Annotated in this window: 12 protein-coding genes and 1 pseudogene; 7 read left to right on the top strand and 6 right to left on the bottom strand. The window is 64.7% G+C overall.

Annotated features, from left to right (window positions below; all coding sequences use genetic code 11):
- Positions 1-116: 116 nt before the first annotated feature.
- Positions 117-2,312, top strand: a complete 2,196-nt coding sequence (locus R3P95_RS23030) for a sensor domain-containing protein (protein WP_317549619.1) — start codon at positions 117-119, stop codon at positions 2,310-2,312.
- Positions 2,313-2,543: 231 nt separating this feature from the next.
- Positions 2,544-4,722 (top strand): annotated as a pseudogene (gene helR / locus R3P95_RS23025) (RNA polymerase recycling motor ATPase HelR).
- On the opposite strand, the gene R3P95_RS23020 reads toward helR, so the two are convergent.
- Positions 4,683-5,582: a LysR family transcriptional regulator gene (locus R3P95_RS23020; RefSeq protein WP_317549618.1), complete on the bottom strand. Its 900-nt coding sequence runs from the start codon at positions 5,580-5,582 to the stop codon at positions 4,683-4,685. The pseudogene helR and the gene R3P95_RS23020 overlap by 40 nt on opposite strands.
- Positions 5,583-5,654: 72 nt before the next feature.
- Between R3P95_RS23020 and dapA the strand changes: the two genes are divergently transcribed.
- The 5 genes from dapA to R3P95_RS22995 all read left to right on the top strand — a co-directional run bounded on the left by dapA (position 5,655) and on the right by R3P95_RS22995 (position 12,076).
- Complete coding sequence (gene dapA, locus R3P95_RS23015) at positions 5,655-6,599, top strand: 4-hydroxy-tetrahydrodipicolinate synthase (protein WP_317533963.1); 945 nt, start codon at positions 5,655-5,657, stop codon at positions 6,597-6,599.
- 6 nt (positions 6,600-6,605) lie between these two features.
- The gene (locus tag R3P95_RS23010) at positions 6,606-8,990 is read left to right on the top strand and encodes an excinuclease ABC subunit UvrA (protein WP_317549617.1); all 2,385 of its coding nucleotides are present in this window, start codon (positions 6,606-6,608) and stop codon (positions 8,988-8,990) included.
- Between the two features lie 83 nt (positions 8,991-9,073).
- Positions 9,074-9,751 (top strand): GAP family protein, encoded by a 678-nt coding sequence (locus R3P95_RS23005; protein WP_094641753.1) that lies wholly within the window; start codon positions 9,074-9,076, stop codon positions 9,749-9,751.
- 23 nt (positions 9,752-9,774) lie between these two features.
- On the top strand, positions 9,775-10,575 hold the full coding sequence (locus R3P95_RS23000; RefSeq protein ID WP_269594079.1) for a HugZ family pyridoxamine 5'-phosphate oxidase: 801 nt from the start codon (positions 9,775-9,777) through the stop codon (positions 10,573-10,575).
- Between the two features lie 97 nt (positions 10,576-10,672).
- On the top strand, positions 10,673-12,076 hold the full coding sequence (locus R3P95_RS22995; protein ID WP_269594078.1) for an NAD(P)/FAD-dependent oxidoreductase: 1,404 nt from the start codon (positions 10,673-10,675) through the stop codon (positions 12,074-12,076).
- A gap of 88 nt (positions 12,077-12,164) precedes the next feature.
- Here the strand turns inward: R3P95_RS22995 and R3P95_RS22990 are convergent, their stop codons facing one another.
- The 5 genes from R3P95_RS22990 to R3P95_RS22970 are packed head-to-tail and all read right to left on the bottom strand — an operon-like array spanning position 12,165 to position 16,593.
- Positions 12,165-12,833 (bottom strand): urease accessory protein UreD, encoded by a 669-nt coding sequence (locus R3P95_RS22990; protein WP_317549616.1) that lies wholly within the window; start codon positions 12,831-12,833, stop codon positions 12,165-12,167.
- Between the two features lie 6 nt (positions 12,834-12,839).
- Complete coding sequence (gene ureG / locus R3P95_RS22985; protein WP_094641747.1) at positions 12,840-13,544, bottom strand: urease accessory protein UreG; 705 nt, start codon at positions 13,542-13,544, stop codon at positions 12,840-12,842.
- Positions 13,545-13,583: 39 nt separating this feature from the next.
- Entirely contained in the window at positions 13,584-14,240 is a 657-nt protein-coding gene (locus tag R3P95_RS22980) for an urease accessory protein UreF (protein ID WP_149405740.1), read from the bottom strand.
- Positions 14,240-15,961: an urease subunit alpha gene (locus R3P95_RS22975; RefSeq protein WP_094641743.1), complete on the bottom strand. Its 1,722-nt coding sequence runs from the start codon at positions 15,959-15,961 to the stop codon at positions 14,240-14,242. The genes R3P95_RS22980 and R3P95_RS22975 overlap by 1 nt, the downstream gene beginning before the upstream one ends.
- Positions 15,961-16,593, bottom strand: a complete 633-nt coding sequence (locus R3P95_RS22970; RefSeq protein ID WP_094670151.1) for an urease subunit gamma — start codon at positions 16,591-16,593, stop codon at positions 15,961-15,963. The genes R3P95_RS22975 and R3P95_RS22970 overlap by 1 nt, the downstream gene beginning before the upstream one ends.
- Positions 16,594-16,676: the final 83 nt, after the last annotated feature.

The following is a 16,676-nucleotide window of genomic DNA, read 5'->3' as shown; positions in this document are numbered from 1 at the left end:
CACGACAATGGACAGACTGATACCCGGCACGGGCTGTTCGGGCACACTGGCCACGAACGACGAATAACATGGACCCGGAGCCGCACGTATCCCGGGCGACACGGATCGGAGGGCCGATGTTCGATCTCCCGGGCGATCCGGTGAGTCTTCGATCCTTTCTGGAACGCTCCCCTGATTTCGTTGCGCTGTCCGATTTCACGGGGAAGATTCTGTACATCAATCCTGCGGGTTCGGAGCTGATCGGGGTCACGGACGTGGCCGATATCGGCCAACTGTCGGCCTTGGATCTGCTGACTTCCGACGGACTCGATCTCACCGACGACATCGCCGCCGGTCTACTCGCCGAAGGCAAGTGGGAGGGCTACTGCGAGCTGCGCCACCACGTGACCGGTACCGGCATGCCGGTCGTGGTGTCTTCCTACGTGATTAGTCGTGACGACGGTGGCCCCGACGTGGTCGCATCCACCATCAGGCACCGACACACGGTGGAACAACGCAGTGCCAGGATGGCGGCCGACGCGGTGATCGCCGGTCGTCACGCGCTGGAGCAGAAGGCTCTCGCCGATCTGAGCCGATTCGCCGTCATCGCCGAGCTACCCAGGTTGCTCACCGCAGCAACCGACACCGCCGCCACCTTGATCGGCGTGGGCAACTCCGCCATCGCCCATCTCGAGCACCCGAGCGATCCGTACTTGACCATGGACGCGGCCAGCGGTGCACTCGGAGTGCGTCAGAACGTTCCGTCCGGGAACGGTTCGTTGGTGGGATTCGTCCTGACGCTCTCGGAGCCTGTCGTGTGCAACGACAGTCACGCCGAGAAGCGTTTCCGTACCGACACGATGATCTCTCTCGGCCTCCGCAGCGGCGTCGGAGTCCCCATCTTCACCGCCGCCGGAAAAGCATGGGGAGTTCTCTCCATCCACAGCGCCGAGGCCCGCCTCTATCGTGACGAAGAAGTGTCGTTTCTCAGTTCGGTGGCCGGCATCGTATCCGCGGCGATACGACGCATCGACCTCGAACTCCAACTGCGACGACGTAGCACGCACGACGCCCTGACCGGCCTGCCGAACCGCACCCTCGCGTACGAGGTCATAGATTCGGCATTGGACCGCGCCAGACAACAGGCAGGCACCGTAGCACTGCTTCTCCTCGACATCGACGACTTCAAGATCATCAACGACAGCCTGGGACACGACGCCGGGGACAGAGCGTTGGTCAAGTTCGTCGAACGGCTCGCCTCGGCCATCAGAGACGCCGACACCATCGCGCGCCTGGGCGGAGACGAATTCTTGATCGTCTGCGAAGGCGTCGACAGCGTTGCTCACGCGGAGGAACTCGCTCGACACATCTCGAGTTCCATCGCCGTTCCCTTCTCCGCCGAAGACGTGCCCATCCCCTTGAGCGCCAGCATCGGTATCGCGGTGTCCGAACCGAATTCGAGTCGGCACGAGCTGATCCACCGCGCTGACTTGGCCATGTACCGCGCAAAGGACAGTGGTACCGGTGGGCATGCAGTGTTCGATCCCACCGATCTCTACGACGCGGATCGCATCAGGTCACTGTCGATCGATCTCCGAGCGGCCCTGCTCGCCGATGAACTCACTCTCGCCTACCAACCGTTGGTGGACATCGCCACACGGAAGATCGTTGCCGTGGAGGCGCTCGCCCGCTGGGATCACCGCGAACTCGGGCCCATCGACCCCAGCGAGTTCGTCGGAGTCGCCGAAAGAACTGGTCTTGCAACTCCTTTGGGCGCGTGGGCGCTGCGTACCGCATGCACGGCCGCGGCGCGGTGGCGAACGTTCTCCGACATCGTGGTCCGCGTCAACGTCAGCGCGCTTCAACTCCGCGATCCCGATTTTCCCACCGAGGTCGCCTCGGTACTGAAAGAGACGGGACTGCCCGCCTTCGCTCTCGGCCTCGAGGTGACCGAAACCGTGTGGGTCGCCGACACCGAACGGGTCGCCGACACCGTCTCCGCACTGCACGCCATGGGGGTGGCTCTCCTACTCGACGACATGGGCAAAGGCCACAGCTCCATGTCGTATCTCGACCGCTACCCCATGTTCGAGTGCTTCAAGATCGACAAGTCGTACATAGCCCGGCTGCCGGCCCCTCGGGCACGTGCGATCGTCTCGGCAATCGTCTCGCTCGCCCGCGCGTTCGACGTCACCGTCGTCGGCGAGGGTGTCGAAACCGAGGAGCAACTCGACGCACTGGCCGCCACCGGCTGCGACTTCGCGCAGGGATACCTCTTGGGTCGGCCGGTCGGTGCCGGAGCAATCGCCGATCTGCTTCTCGGCGATCGATGAACCCCGACCGCGACGGGCAGTTCGCCGGCCGCGCACCTGTGGCCTGATCCTGACTTCGAATCATTTGATGCACAGCCGGTTTCGTCGGCATTGGAGTCTGGGGACGGGATCGAGAGCGACTGTTACTTCTTTTCCCCTTTCAATGTATAGCGCACCCAGGGGCTTGCGGCAAGACCCCGTACAGGGCTCAGAATTGCACGCTGCAGCCACGTAGCAATCGATCGGAGTCCCGTGAAACATGCGTACCCGAGTGTTTTCGACCTACCCGACAATCTCGCGCGCAAGCGTGACTCGGCATTGATCGGCCAAGACGAGCAACACTTTTCAGCTATTCGCTCGAGTATCGAGAAGTCTCGTCTCGACACGTCGGCACGGTTGGAGGCAGCGCAGAAGTCGTCGGGCCGTATGGGCCGAGAAGTGATGGAACGCGACTTCGAGATACACCGCTTGGGCGGCCGTCTCCGTTCACTGCGTCGGTACGGAGTCGATCTGTGCCTGGGTCGCGTCGTGACCACCGACGCGGAGGAGCCGGTATACATCGGACGACTCGGACTGCTGGGAACTGCAGGCGAGCAACTCCTCGTCGACTGGCGCTCCCCCGCAGCCGAACCCTTCTTCGGCGCCACTCACGCCAATCCCATGGGGCTGCGAAGTCGTCGTCGATACAGGTGGACGAACGGCACCATCACCGACTACTGGGACGAGGTGTTCGATCTGACCGAACCGATCACCGAAGCTGCGCTGGACGATCAGTCCGCCTTCATCGCCAGTCTGGGTACGGCACGTTCACCGCGAATGCGTGACGTGCTGAGCACCGTTCAGGCAGATCAAGACGCGATCATTCGAGCGGACGCCCGCGGCGCGCTGGTCGTCGACGGTGGTCCTGGAACCGGGAAAACCGTGGTCGCACTGCATCGCACCGCGTATCTGCTGTATGCGGAGACGAGTCTGGGACACAGCCGCGGCGGCGTGCTGTTCATCGGCCCACACGAGCCGTACCTCGCCTACGTTTCCGACGTCCTACCGAGTCTGGGCGAGGACGGTGTGCAGACCTGTACTCTTCGAGATCTCGTCGCCGAAGGAACGAACGCGATCGACGAGACGAATCCTTCTGTGGCGCAATTGAAGGCGACCGAGAGCATGAGCGTGGCGATCGACGCGGCCGTTGCGTTCTACGAGCAGCCACCGACTCGGACCATGATCGTGGAGACCGAATGGGCCGATCTGACATTGACTGCGGCCGATTGGGCCGAGGCCTTCGAGGCACCCGACCCCGGCACTCCACACAACGAGGCTCGTGAACAAGTTTGGGAATTGCTGCTGACGATTCTGATGGACCGCTACGACGGCGACGAGGCCCCCGACCGACATACGAAAGTCACTGCAGAACAACGAGTCTCTACGCGCGGAGCTGGAAAGATCCTGGACGATCATCGATGCTCCCGACCTCGTCGCAGACCTGTGGAGCGTGTCGGCGTACCTTCGCTCGTGCGCACCCTGGCTCGCCCCCGAGGACGTCCACGCACTACAACGACCCGATCCGACGCGATGGACGGTGGCCGATCTCCCGCTGCTCGACGCCGCACGAATGCGGCTGGGAGATCCTGAACATGCACGGCGCACTCGGCGTCGGGATCTGGCAGCTGTACACGAACGCGCGCGAATGGACCGCGTCGTCGATGAACTCATGGCCGCCGACGACGACGAGATGATGGCTGCGCAGTTGCGGCAGGACGGAATTCGCGATGCGCTCGTCGATTCGGCGGGCTTCGAGGAGATCCCGTCGGACCCCTTCGCGGGGCCGTTCGCACACACCGTCGTCGACGAGGCGCAAGAATTGACCGACGCGCAATGGCACATGGTCCTGCGCCGGTGCCCGTCGGGCAGCATCACCATCGTCGGAGACCGCGCGCAAGCGCGTCTGGGATTCGCCGAGTCCTGGCGCGAACGACTTGGACGGGTCGGTCTCGACAGGGTCAGGATCGCAACCCTCGGTGTCAATTACCGCACCCCGCAGGAAGTCATGGCCGAAGCCGAGCCGGTGATCCGTGCAGCGCTGCCGGACGCGAACGTCCCGGTCTCCATCCGCAGTACCGGAGTGCCCGTCGAGTACGGAGACGCGGCACAGCTGGCGTCGATCCTCGATCGCTGGCTGCAATCGAACATCGACGGAATCGCCTGCATCATCGGCGATCCCACGTTTGTCCCGTCGGAGCGCATCCGCTCGCTGACACCGCAGTCGTCGAAGGGCCTCGAATTCGATCTGGTCGTGCTCATCGACCCGGATTCGTTCGGATCAGGAATCGCCGGTGCCGTCGACAGGTACGTGGCCATGACGCGAGCGACCGGCCAGCTGGTCGTTCTGACCGCTCAGCGCGAGGCCGCACCGAGGACGCCCAGCACGGCATGAATCGCCGGGCTGGCATCGGCGCTGCGCCGCCACGCGGCCTGCACCTCACGAGCGGGAGCGCGCTCGAGCGGAACCGCGACGAGACCGGCACCGAGCACCGGACGCGCGAGGCGAGGCACGAGAGCGAGCACGTCGTCCGCGTCGACCAGCGCGAGTTGCGTGGAGAAATCGTCGACGAGATGGCGAACATCGATCTCGGCGGATGACTCGGCGAACAGCCGCCGAAACCACTGGTGACAGACCGTCCCGGCCGGGCTCGTCACCCACGGGTACCGAGCGAGTTCGGCATGGGTCAACGCGGTCTCGCGTCGGGCGAGAGGGTGGGTTCGCTTCATGATCACGTCGCCGAAGTCCAGGTGAATCGGTTGGCGAACGACCGAGGGAGGAGCGGGTGCCGATACCCCGTCTGCATCGTGCACCAGCGCCAAATCTGCGGTCCCGGCATGGACGCTGTGCAGTGCACGATCCGGATCCTCCTCGCTGATGTGCACCGTCAGATCGGGATACCGTCGATCCAGCTCGATCAGCGCGGGAGCCACCAATCCACGCACCGCGGTCGAGAAGCCGACCAACCGAACGACCCCACGAGCGACGCCCCCGTCGGCGGATCGAGCGGCCTCGACGCAACGTTCCAGAGCGTCGAACACCTCCCCCGCTGACTCGACCACCGCCCGACCTGCGGGGGTGAGCACCACACCTCTGCCGGCCGGCGCCAGTACCGGGGTGCCGATCTGCCGTTCGAGTCGTTTGATCTGCTGGGAGATCGCCGAGGAGGTGTATCCGAGCTCGTCGGCGGCCCGCGCAAGAGTGCCGAGTGCAGCCACAGCGCGCAGTGCGTGCAGGGCGCTGGTATCGATCATGAAGGAACAGTACGCAGTAATGCCGAAAATGCATCGCTGGACCTCAGGTATCGGGCGGTTCACACTCGGACCATGAACACCAATCGGTCGCCGGCCTCGACGATCTTCGGTACGAACCTCGTCGCCATGGCGACCCCTATGCACCCCGATGGTTCACTCGACCGAGCCGGCGTCGATGCCCTTCTCACGCACCTGTCGGCCAGGCGATGCGATGGCGTCGTGATCGCCGGAACAACCGGTGAAGCACCGACCTTGACGGGCCACGAGATCTCGCAGCTGATCGCTCGCGCCTGCAGGCATCGCGATCACGCTCTTCGCGTGATCGCTGGAATAGGCACCAACGACACCTCCACGGGGATGGAGATGGCTCGGTCCGCAGCGGCAGCCGGTGCCGACGCCCTGCTGATCACCGCTCCCTACTATTCGCGCCCCACCCAGGCCGGCATTGCGGAACACATCGTCGCCATCGCCGAGGCAGGTGGGCTACCGGTCATGGTGTATGACGTCCCGGCGCGCACAGGTGTGGCGATCGAGGCGTCGACGCTCGTCGAGCTCTCTCACCACTCCCTCATCGCTGCCGTCAAGGACGCCAAGGGTGATCTGTACGAGGCCATGACCGTCATGTCCTCGACGGATCTCGCCTACTACTGCGGAATCGACGAACTCGCACTGCCCTACCTCGCCTCCGGTGCAACAGGATTGGTCAGCGTCACCGGAAACGTCGTGGCAGACCGCTACGCCGAGCTGATCGCGGCAATCCGCGTCGGCGACCTGGACCGAGCGAACGCAGTACAGCGATCGCTCCTGCCGTTGACCGACGCCGTCATGCGCACGACGCAGGGGGCCATCATGGCCAAGGCCGCGCTCGCCAGGATCGGCGTCATCTCCGACGCGACCGTGCGACGCCCACTTCTCGCATCCTCGGCGGCCGACCTGAGCCGACTCGACGCGGCCCTGTCGGCCACCGGATTCGATCAGGAATCGAGAAGCGAGCACGTTTCGGTACGACTAGCGTGACTGCTCATGGCGACGAAGAAGGTCTCGGAGGGCTCGGCACGGCATGCTGCCGACAGTCACGATTCGATTCGTGTTCAGGGGGCGCGGCAGAACAATCTCCAGGACATCGATGTGGAGCTACCCAAGCGGCGACTGACCGTGTTCACCGGGGTCTCCGGGTCAGGAAAGAGCTCGCTGGTCTTCAGTACGATTGCGGCCGAATCACAACGCATGATCAACGAGACCTACAGTGCCTTCGTACAAGGATTCATGCCCACGCTCGGCCGCCCGGATGTCGACGTCATGGACGGACTCACAACGGCCATCATTGTCGATCAACAGCGCATGGGCACCAATCCTCACTCCACCGTCGGCACCGCAACCGATGCCAACGCCATGCTGCGGATTCTGTTCAGCCGAATCGGAAAGCCGTACATCGGCTCCGCACAGGCCTTTTCGTTCAACGTCGCATCGGTGTCCGGCGCAGGCGCGTACAAGGTGGACAAGGGCGGCAGGCAGACCACAGAGAAGAAGTCCTTCACCGTGACCGGTGGCATGTGCCCACGCTGTGAGGGCAGAGGCTCCGTCAGCGACTTCGATCTCACCGCTCTCTACGACGCGAGCAAGTCGCTCAACGAGAGCGCGATCACGATCCCCGGCTACAGCATGGAGGGCTGGTACGGCCGAATATTTCGCGGCTGCGGGTATTTCGACCCGGACAAGCCCATCGCGAAGTACACCAGGAAGGAACTCGACGACCTGCTCTATCGCGAACCGACGAAGATCAAGGTCGACGGAATCAATCTGACCTACTCGGGGCTCGTGCCGCAGATTCAGAAGTCGTTCCTGTCCAAGGACGTCGACGCCATGCAGCCCCACATCCGCGCCTTCGTCGAACGCGCGATCACTTTCACCACCTGCCCGGACTGCCTCGGAACCAGGCTCAACGAAGGTGCTCGGTCGTCGAAGATCAAGGGCATCAACATCGCCGACGCATGTTCGATGCAGATCAGCGACCTGGCGAAGTGGGTGAGCGGCCTGAAGGAACCGTCGGTGGCACCGCTGCTGACCACACTGGGCGAGACCCTCGACTCGTTCGTCGAGATCGGGCTCGGCTACCTGAGCCTGGATCGTCCGTCGGGAACGTTGTCCGGTGGAGAGGCCCAGCGCACCAAAATGATTCGCCACCTCGGATCCTCGTTGACCGACGTGACGTACGTGTTCGACGAGCCGACCACCGGTCTGCATCCCCACGACATCGAGCGGATGAACAACCTGCTGCTTCAGTTGCGCGACAAGGGAAACACCGTACTCGTGGTCGAGCACAAGCCCGAGACGATCTCCATCGCAGACCACGTCGTCGATCTGGGCCCCGGTGCGGGAAGCGCGGGCGGGCACGTCTGTTTCGAGGGCACCGTCGACGGATTGCGAGAGAGCGACACCGTCACCGGTCGGCATTTCGACGATCGGGCATCACTGAAGGAATCGGTGCGCGAGTTCTCCGAGGTACTCGAAATCCGCGGCGCGGACTCCCACAATCTGCGCGACGTGGACGTCGACGTTCCACTCGGAGTACTGGTCGTCGTCACCGGCGTCGCAGGCTCGGGCAAGAGTTCGCTCATTCACGGATCGCTTTCCGGGACAGACGATGTGGTGTCGGTCGATCAGGGGGCGATCCGTGGCTCGCGGCGAAGCAACCCCGCGACGTACACCGGGTTGCTCGAACCGATACGCAAGGCGTTCGCCAAGGAGAACGCCGTCAAACCCGCGTTGTTCAGCTCGAACTCCGAAGGCGCGTGCCCGACGTGCAACGGCGCTGGCGTCCTCTACAGCGACCTCGCGATGATGGCCGGGGTGGCCACGGTATGCGAGGAGTGCGAGGGCAAGCGATTCCAGGCATCGGTACTCGAGTACCACTACGGCGGGCGCAACATCGACGAGGTGCTGTCGATGTCGGTCGCCGAGGCCGAGGAGTTCTTCTCCGACGGGCCGGCGAAACTGCTCCCGGCACACAGGATTCTGCAACGCTTGAACGACGTCGGATTGGGCTACCTGAAGATCGGCCAGCCGTTGACCACGCTGTCGGGTGGAGAACGCCAACGCCTCAAGCTGGCGACGCACATGGCCGACAAAGGCGGGATTTACGTGCTGGACGAACCCACCACCGGGCTGCACCTCGCCGATGTCGACAAGCTCCTGGGGCTGTTGGACAGGTTGGTCGACTCGGGCAAGTCGGTGATCGTCATCGAGCATCATCAGGCCGTCATGGCCCACGCCGATTGGATCATCGATCTCGGTCCCGGTGCCGGACACGACGGCGGACTGGTCGTGTTCGAGGGCACGCCGTCCGATCTGGTGGCGGACGGTTCGACCCTGACGGGCAAGCACTTGGCCGCGTACGTGGGGAGCTGACGTGCAACCGATTCCCGGCCGGACCGCCGAGGCCGTCGTCACCGAGAAGGTCACCTTCGACTGACCGATATCCTGGACCCTCCATGGTGACCTTGCTGCTTGCGCTTGTCGGATTTGCACTACTCGATTCACTCGACGTGCTGCTGATCGGCGTGACCGCTGCCATCGCTGTGCATTCGAGAACCACCCGCCGGTCTCCTTTCCGAGCCGGGCTGGCGTTCGTCGGCGGAGTGTTCACGGCCACGACCACGTTCGGCATCCTCACCGTTCTCGGCATCGACTTCTTCACCGATCTGTTCGACATCACCATCACTGCCACGCTCCGGTATCGCACGGAACTGGTTGTGGGGCTGGTGCTGATCGGTCTCGGTGCACTGCGCACCACCGAACGTCGCCCGCCGGCGTGGGCAGCCCGAGCCGGCTCGAGCATTCCCGTCGTTGCCCTGACCGGACTGACGATCGGTCTGGTGCAGGGCCCGACGGCAGTGCCGTATCTCGCCGGGTTGACGATGCTCTCGACCTACGATCCCCGTCCGCCGTGGTGGCCGGCCATCGTCGTCGTGTACTGCCTGATCGGGCTGCTACCGCCCATCCTCGTTCTGATACTGGCTTCGAGAAAGAGTCGACGTTCCAGGCGGGCGTTCACCGCGACCGTGCGGGCTCTGACGCGGTACGGCCCGCCGACGGTGCGCGTCATCTTCGTCGTACTCGGTGTCGCACTCGTCGCCGACGCGCTCGTTCATGCCCGAGACCTCCTGTAGGTCGTCGCCGTAAGCTTCTGCGCATGGCACTCGATCATGGCGATCCCGGTGACGCCCCGTCCGTTCCCCCTCCCCTGGCCCCCGTCGTCGAGGACCGCCGGCCGTCCGCGGCCGAGGAAGCACGCACGATCGCTGCGTCCACCAACACCGCAACTCTTGCGAGCCTGACCGCGGACGGCGATCCCTGGGCTTCGTTCGTCACGTACGGATTGCTCGACGGCGCTCCCGTTCTGTGTGTCTCGCGAATGGCCGAACATGGACGCAACCTCACCGGCGATCAACGGATGAGCCTGTCGATCGTGGCACCGCAATCGCAGACCGATCCGCTGGCGTCGGGCCGAATCACGCTGGCAGGTGTGGTCGAGCGGCCGGAGGGCGACGAGCTGGCCGCAGCACGCGCGGCGCACCTCGACGGCGTACCGGCGGCGAAGTACTACCTCGACTACAGCGACTTCACGCTCTGGGTCATGCGCGTGCATCGGGTCCGGTGGGTCGGCGGATACGGCCGGATGGATTCGGCAACTGCCGAAGCGTATTCCCAGGCCGCGCCCGATCCGGTGTCGCCGACCTCCGCGTACGCGGTCGAGCACCTCAACGCCGACCACTCGACGTCGCTGACTGCGATGGCCCGCGAACTGGGCGGCTTTCCCGATGCGACGTCCGCGGAGTGCACGGCAGCGGACCGCTACGGACTGGATCTGAAGGTGCACACGCCGCGCGGAATCGCGTACACCAGGGTCGGTTATGCGACTCCGATCGGCTCGGCTGCCGAACTGCGAGCCGCGACCGTGGAACTGGCGAAGCGCGCAGCAGCCGGCCGATAGGTGCGCGCTGCCACCACAGACACGACGACCTTGTCGAGACGTCGCGATCGATGGCGACTACCGTTGACCTCACACCGCAATCGTTAGGGAGCAGGTAATGAGCATCCAACCGCTCGAATCGAAGCGTCACCGCGTCGTCGTCATCGGTTCCGGGTTCGGAGGTCTGTTCGGCGTCAAGGCGCTCAAGAAAGCCGACGTCGACATCACCCTCGTCGCCAAGACGACACACCACCTTTTCCAGCCTCTCCTCTATCAGGTCGCGACAGGCATCCTGTCCGTCGGCGAGATCGCTCCCACCACCCGCGTCATCCTGCGCAAGCAGAAGAACGCCGAGGTGCTGCTCGGAGACGTGCTGAACATCGATCTCGAGGCCAAGACGGTGACGTCCAAGCTCCTCGAACGCATCACCGTCACTCCGTTCGACAGCCTCATCGTCGCGGCAGGCGCACAGCAGTCCTACTTCGGCAACGATCACTTCGCCGAGTTCGCGCCCGGCATGAAGACCATCGACGATGCACTCGAACTGCGCGGACGCATCCTCGGAGCGTTCGAGCAGGCCGAACTCTCCGACGATCAAGAGGAGAAGGACCGCCTCATGACCTTCGTGGTCGTCGGCGCGGGTCCCACCGGTGTCGAGCTCGCCGGGCAGATCGCCGAGCTCGCCGATCGCACCCTCGACGGAGCTTTCCGCAACATCGATCCGCGTGACGCCCGCGTCATCCTGCTCGACGCCGCGCCGGCCGTGCTGCCGCCGATGGGTGAGAAGCTCGGCCGCAAGGCCGCCGAGCGGCTCGAGAAGCTCGGCGTGGAAATCCAGCTCAACGCGATGGTCACCGACGTCGACAACGACGGCCTGACCGTCAAGGAGAAGGACGGCACGACGCGTCGCATCGAGGCGCAGTGCAAGGTCTGGTCCGCAGGCGTGCAGGGCAGCCCACTCGGCAAGCAGCTCGCCGACCAGTCCGGATCCGAGACCGATCGCGCCGGACGCGTGCTGGTCGAACCGGACCTCACCGTCAAGGGTCACCCGAACGTGTTCGTGGTCGGCGACCTGATGTCGGTCAAGGACGTTCCGGGCATGGCGCAGGGTGCCATTCAGGGAGCGACCTACGCTGCCAAGCTGATCAAGGCATCGGTCAAGGGCCAGGACGATCCCGCGCAGCGGGCCCCGTTCAAGTACTTCGACAAGGGTTCGATGGCGACGGTGTCGCGATTCAACGCCGTCGCCAAGGTCGGCAAGCTCGAGTTCGGTGGATTCATCGCCTGGCTCATGTGGCTCGCTCTGCACCTGTACTACCTCGTGGGCTACCGCAGCCGCATCACGACTGTCATCTCGTGGTTCGTGACGTTCCTCGGCAAGGGCCGCGCGCAGATGGCGTCGACCGAACAGCAGGTGTTCGCGCGATTGGCCATCGAGCAACTCAACTCTCTCGAACGTGCGGGTGCCGTCAAGACGGACGCAGCCGATCAGGAACAGGAACGCGAGAAGGCCGCAGGCTGATCAGCAGCTGACCCGTCGCTACGACTACGACGCACGGGCCGACGACATACCGTCGGCCCGTGCGTCGTTCGTTTGTCGGGGCTCTGTCTCAGCCGAGCGAATCGACGGGCTGTAGACGACGCCCCACCGACGTACTCAGCGAACCGCCTCCGGCCAGCGACAGCCGGACGCTCCCGTCGGCGAGATCGACCTCGGACGCCCGGGTATCGGGATACCTCAGCGTGCTGGACATCGACAGCGGTGTCGACAATGCGTCGTACGCAACCGATCCCGCGCCCAGTTCCACTCGATGACGCAGCAGCGGGCTGCCTCCGACGTCGCATCGCATCGCACTGCTCCACTGTCCCGACGCTTCCTCGAAGCGGCCGATCTGCGTTCGCTCTCGCAACCACAACGTCGAATCCTGTTCCAGCACAACGGTGTTGATCACCGAGTGCGAGGCGTCGGAGACGACGACCATCGGTTCCGGGTCGAAGACCAGCGACGCACCTGCACCGACCTCGAAGTGCCACTGCGCGGAGGAGTGACGATGCAGCCCACCGGGCATCGCCAACGAGGCTGCGACGCTACGCACCTCCAGGTGCGCGCCGGCCGCCACCGAGATTCTGACCACGATGGTGTCGCCGCCGAGAGGAGTTGCCGCCGTTCCGATCAGGTGAACCGTGTCCGGTCCGGTCTGTCGGCCGGCGAGTCCGCCCACCGAGGTGATGCGTGGGCTGCGGCTGCGGCTCGCGTCGATGCAGAGCTCTGTGTGCATCGACGCTCAGTGTGTGTGGGCGTGCGCGTCGGCGTCGGCGATCACCTTCAGCTGCTCCCGCACCCACTCGAGCACCATGGTCGCCGCCGGATCGTCGGTGAGGGAGATCAGCGCAGTCGGGCGCCCCTCGCGTACCTGAGCCGCGTCCCGTTCCATGACACCGAGATCAGCTCCGACGTACGGAGCGAGGTCGGTCTTGTTGACGACCAACAGGTCGGAGAAAGTCACACCGGGACCGCCCTTACGCGGCACCTTGTCTCCCCCGGCAACGTCGACGACGAATATCTGCACGTCGATCAGACCGGACGAGAACGTCGCCGTCAGATTGTCGCCACCGGATTCCACGAGAATCAGATCCAGGGGCGGGTTGTTCTCGATCAGATCGTCGATGGCGTCGAGATTGGCCGTGATGTCGTCTCGGATCGCGGTGTGTGGGCATCCACCGGTCTGGACCGCCGTGATGCGCTCGTCGGGCAACACGGCGTGCCGACGCAGGAAGTCCGCATCCTCGGTGGTGTAGATGTCGTTGGTGAGTACGGCGAGCGAAAGTTCGTCGCGCAGTTCGCGGCACAGTGCAGCAACCAACGCCGTCTTCCCGGAACCGACGGGTCCACCGATGCCGACGCGCAGCGCGTCACCTGCCACCCGTGCGCGCTTGGGCCGATCCAAACCGTGGTCGTGGGGCTCACCGTCGATCAGGTGCGGGGGCATGTCGAACTCCTTGTCGCTAGAGAAAAAATGGATCCGTACTCAGGATACGAACAACGGCCGATCGCGGACGGCGTGGGCTTCGGCGAACATGTCCAGCAACGGATCCGACAACTCCATCAGCTCGGGCAGGCACTCGCACACCGCCGCGGTCACGTCGTCGCAGAAGTCGCCCAACCGGATGGTGCACGCCGCGACCTCGGCCGGATCGAGCGCGAGCAGACGCTGGGCGGCAATCGCCGACCCGGTCATGGTGATGTACACCTGCACGGCGGCCGTGTCGGTAACCGACAGGCCCGCCGCGAGTCCGACGTGTCCGGCGGCAACGGCCAGATGCGGCTTGCGGCCGATGGCCGCCCAATCATGATGCGGCCAAGCAGATTTGGCCAGCCGAAGCAGTCCGCGGCCCTGAGCACGGGAAGCGGACCTCGCGGCCGGGGACGGTGTTCGTGCGTCGGATTCGGCATCTGCCTCGTCCGTGCTCGACGACCCGTACACCAGCGATGCGGCAATGGACGCCGTTGTGGCCCCGGAGGTTCGGATGCGTCGTCGTAGAAAGGCCTCGAGCGTCGTGATGTCTCGAACGAAGCCCGAGGCGATAGCTTCCTCCACTCCGCCGGAGTGCACGTGGCCACCAGTGGGCAGGCGGGAATCGGCAAGCGAGAGAAGCGTCGTCACCTGCAATCGGGAATCGGGCATCAGAACAGAAAGTATCGCTGCGCCATCGGCAGTTCGGTTGCCGGCTGCTCCGTCCACACGTCACCGTCGATCCGCACGGTGAAGGTGTCGGGATCCACTCGGATATCGGGCAGAGCGTCGTTGAGCGCCATGTCCGACTTCCTGACACCGCGCACGTTCTTGACCGGAACCAGCCGTCGATCACAGTTCAGACGTCCAGCGAGTCCGTCCTCGATCGCCTGTGGGGCAACGAAATGCAGTGAGGTCGCAGCGGCCGCCTTCGGCGATGCCCCGAACATCGGACGCGGCAGTTCGGGCTGCGGGGTCGGGATGGACGCGTTGGCATCGCCCATGGCAGCCCAGGCGATCATGCCGCCTTTGATCACCATGTGGGGACGTACGCCGAAGAACGCCGGATCCCACAGCACGAGGTCAGCGAGCTTCCCCGGTTCGATCGAACCGATCTCGTCGTCCAGGCCGTGTGCGACGGCCGGGCAGATGGTGTATTTCGCGACGTAGCGCATCACTCGGTTGTTGTCGGCTCCGTTGTCGCCGGCCAGGAAGCCTCGACGAGACTTCATCACGTGGGCCGTCTGCCAGGTGCGCAGAACCACCTCCCCTATGCGGCCCATGGCCTGAGCGTCGCTTCCGATCATCGAGATCGCACCCATGTCGTGCAACAGGTCCTCGGCTGCGATCGTCGACGGCCGGATTCGGCTCTCGGCGAAGGCCAGATCCTCCGGAATCGATGGACTGAGGTGGTGGCACACCATCAGCATGTCGAGATGCTCGTCCAGGGTGTTGACGGTGTGGGGCCGCGTCGGGTTGGTCGAGCTGGGGAGGACGTGCGGCTGCGCCGCCACGGTGATGATGTCGGGTGCGTGCCCGCCGCCCGCACCCTCGGTGTGATACGCGTGGATTCCGCGTCCCCTGATCGCATCGAGGGTGGTCTCGACGAATCCGGCCTCGTTGAGAGTGTCCGAGTGCAACGCTGCCTGAACGCCTGCGTCCTCGCACACTCGCAGGCACGCGTCGATCGCGGCCGGGGTCGATCCCCAGTCCTCGTGCAGTTTGAAACCCGATGCGCCTGCGCGCAATTGCTCCCACATCGAGTCGGGATTGACCGTGTTGCCCTTGCCGAGGAGCACGATGTTCATCGGCCAGTCGTCCAGCGACTCGAGCATCCGAGACAGGTGCCATGCGCCCGGGGTGACTGTGGTGGCCTTGCTCCCTTCGGCGGGACCGGTACCGCCTGCGATCACCGTGGTGATGCCGCCACCGAGAGCCTCCTCCTTGATCTGCGGGCAGATCAGGTGGACGTGGCAGTCGATACCGCCTGCGGTGACGATCTTTCCGTTGCCCGCGATGATCTCGGTGGACGGGCCGATGACGAGATCGGGATGCACCCCGGTCATGGTGTCGGGATTGCCCGCCTTGCCCAGCGCCACGATGCGTCCGTCGCGAATACCGAGATCGGCCTTGATGATTCCCCAGTAGTCGACGACGACAACCCCGGTGATGACCGTATCGGGAGCGCCGTCGGCGCGGGTTGCCCTGGACTGACCCATCGATTCACGGATCACCTTGCCACCGCCGAACACGGCCTCCTCACCGGCGTTGCCGGGGCCACCACTGCGGTCCTCGGTGACCTCGATCAGAAGATCGGTGTCTGCCAAGCGGATTCGATCACCCGTGGTGGGACCGAACAACTGGGCGTATCGACTGCGACTCATACGCGCCATCAGCTGTCCAACTTTCCGGGAGGTGTCATGCTCAATCCGTGTACCTCGCGCGTGCCGCCGAGGGGCACGAGCCGAATCGTCTGTTCTATGCCGGGCTCGAAACGCACCGCCGTGCCCGCGGGGATGTCGAGGCGGCAGCCGTGCGCCCGTTCGCGGTCGAACTGCAGAGCTGCGTTCGACTGCGGGAAATGCACGTGGCTACCCACCTGTACCGGTCGATCTCCCGCGTTGACGACGGCCATAGAGATCACCTCGGCGCCGTCGTTGATCTCGATGTCGCCTGCGACGGTGATGATCTCGCCCGGAATCAGGTGACCGTCACCCCGCTTCGGCGAGATCGGCTCGTGCACCGTGATCAGTTTCGTGCCGTCCGGGAAGGTCGCTTCGACCATCACCTCGGGGAGCAACTCGGGCACGCCGTCGATGACGTCGTCGGCCCCGAGAATCTCGCGACCCGAGGACATCAGGTCTGCGACCGACCGGCCGTCGCGGGCACCCTCGAGGAGATGATCGGTGATGACCGCGATCGCCTCGGGGTGATTGAGTTTGAGGCCGCGTGCCTGGCGACGCCGAGCGAGCTCGGCCGCGTAGCTGACGAGCAGTCGGTCCTGCTCGTGCGGAGACAACCGCATTGGAGTTCTCCGTCCCGATCGGTGATGGTGCCCGGCAATTCTGACACGCTTACGACCCGCCGGCAGCGGAGCGCGCCGACGCA

The organism is Rhodococcus cercidiphylli (genome assembly GCF_033042225.1).
Lineage (GTDB): Bacteria > Actinomycetota > Actinomycetes > Mycobacteriales > Mycobacteriaceae > Rhodococcoides.
Note: the sequence above shows the minus strand (reverse complement) of the source record. Positions and strands in the feature narration are given on the sequence as shown.

Bases quoted from the DNA above. Each gene is read 5' to 3' on its own strand.
- R3P95_RS23030 (WP_317549619.1), top strand. From the start codon at position 117: ATGTTCGATCTCCCGGGCGATCCGGTGAGTCTTCGATCCTTTCTGGAA.
- R3P95_RS23020 (WP_317549618.1), bottom strand. From the start codon at position 5,582: ATGATCGATACCAGCGCCCTGCACGCACTGCGCGCTGTGGCTGCACTC.
- dapA (WP_317533963.1), top strand. From the start codon at position 5,655: ATGAACACCAATCGGTCGCCGGCCTCGACGATCTTCGGTACGAACCTC.
- R3P95_RS23010 (WP_317549617.1), top strand. From the start codon at position 6,606: ATGGCGACGAAGAAGGTCTCGGAGGGCTCGGCACGGCATGCTGCCGAC.
- R3P95_RS23005 (WP_094641753.1), top strand. From the start codon at position 9,074: ATGGTGACCTTGCTGCTTGCGCTTGTCGGATTTGCACTACTCGATTCA.
- R3P95_RS23000 (WP_269594079.1), top strand. From the start codon at position 9,775: ATGGCACTCGATCATGGCGATCCCGGTGACGCCCCGTCCGTTCCCCCT.
- R3P95_RS22995 (WP_269594078.1), top strand. From the start codon at position 10,673: ATGAGCATCCAACCGCTCGAATCGAAGCGTCACCGCGTCGTCGTCATC.
- R3P95_RS22990 (WP_317549616.1), bottom strand. From the start codon at position 12,833: ATGCACACAGAGCTCTGCATCGACGCGAGCCGCAGCCGCAGCCCACGC.
- ureG (WP_094641747.1), bottom strand. From the start codon at position 13,544: ATGCCCCCGCACCTGATCGACGGTGAGCCCCACGACCACGGTTTGGAT.
- R3P95_RS22980 (WP_149405740.1), bottom strand. From the start codon at position 14,240: ATGCCCGATTCCCGATTGCAGGTGACGACGCTTCTCTCGCTTGCCGAT.
- R3P95_RS22975 (WP_094641743.1), bottom strand. From the start codon at position 15,961: ATGGCGCGTATGAGTCGCAGTCGATACGCCCAGTTGTTCGGTCCCACC.
- R3P95_RS22970 (WP_094670151.1), bottom strand. From the start codon at position 16,593: ATGCGGTTGTCTCCGCACGAGCAGGACCGACTGCTCGTCAGCTACGCG.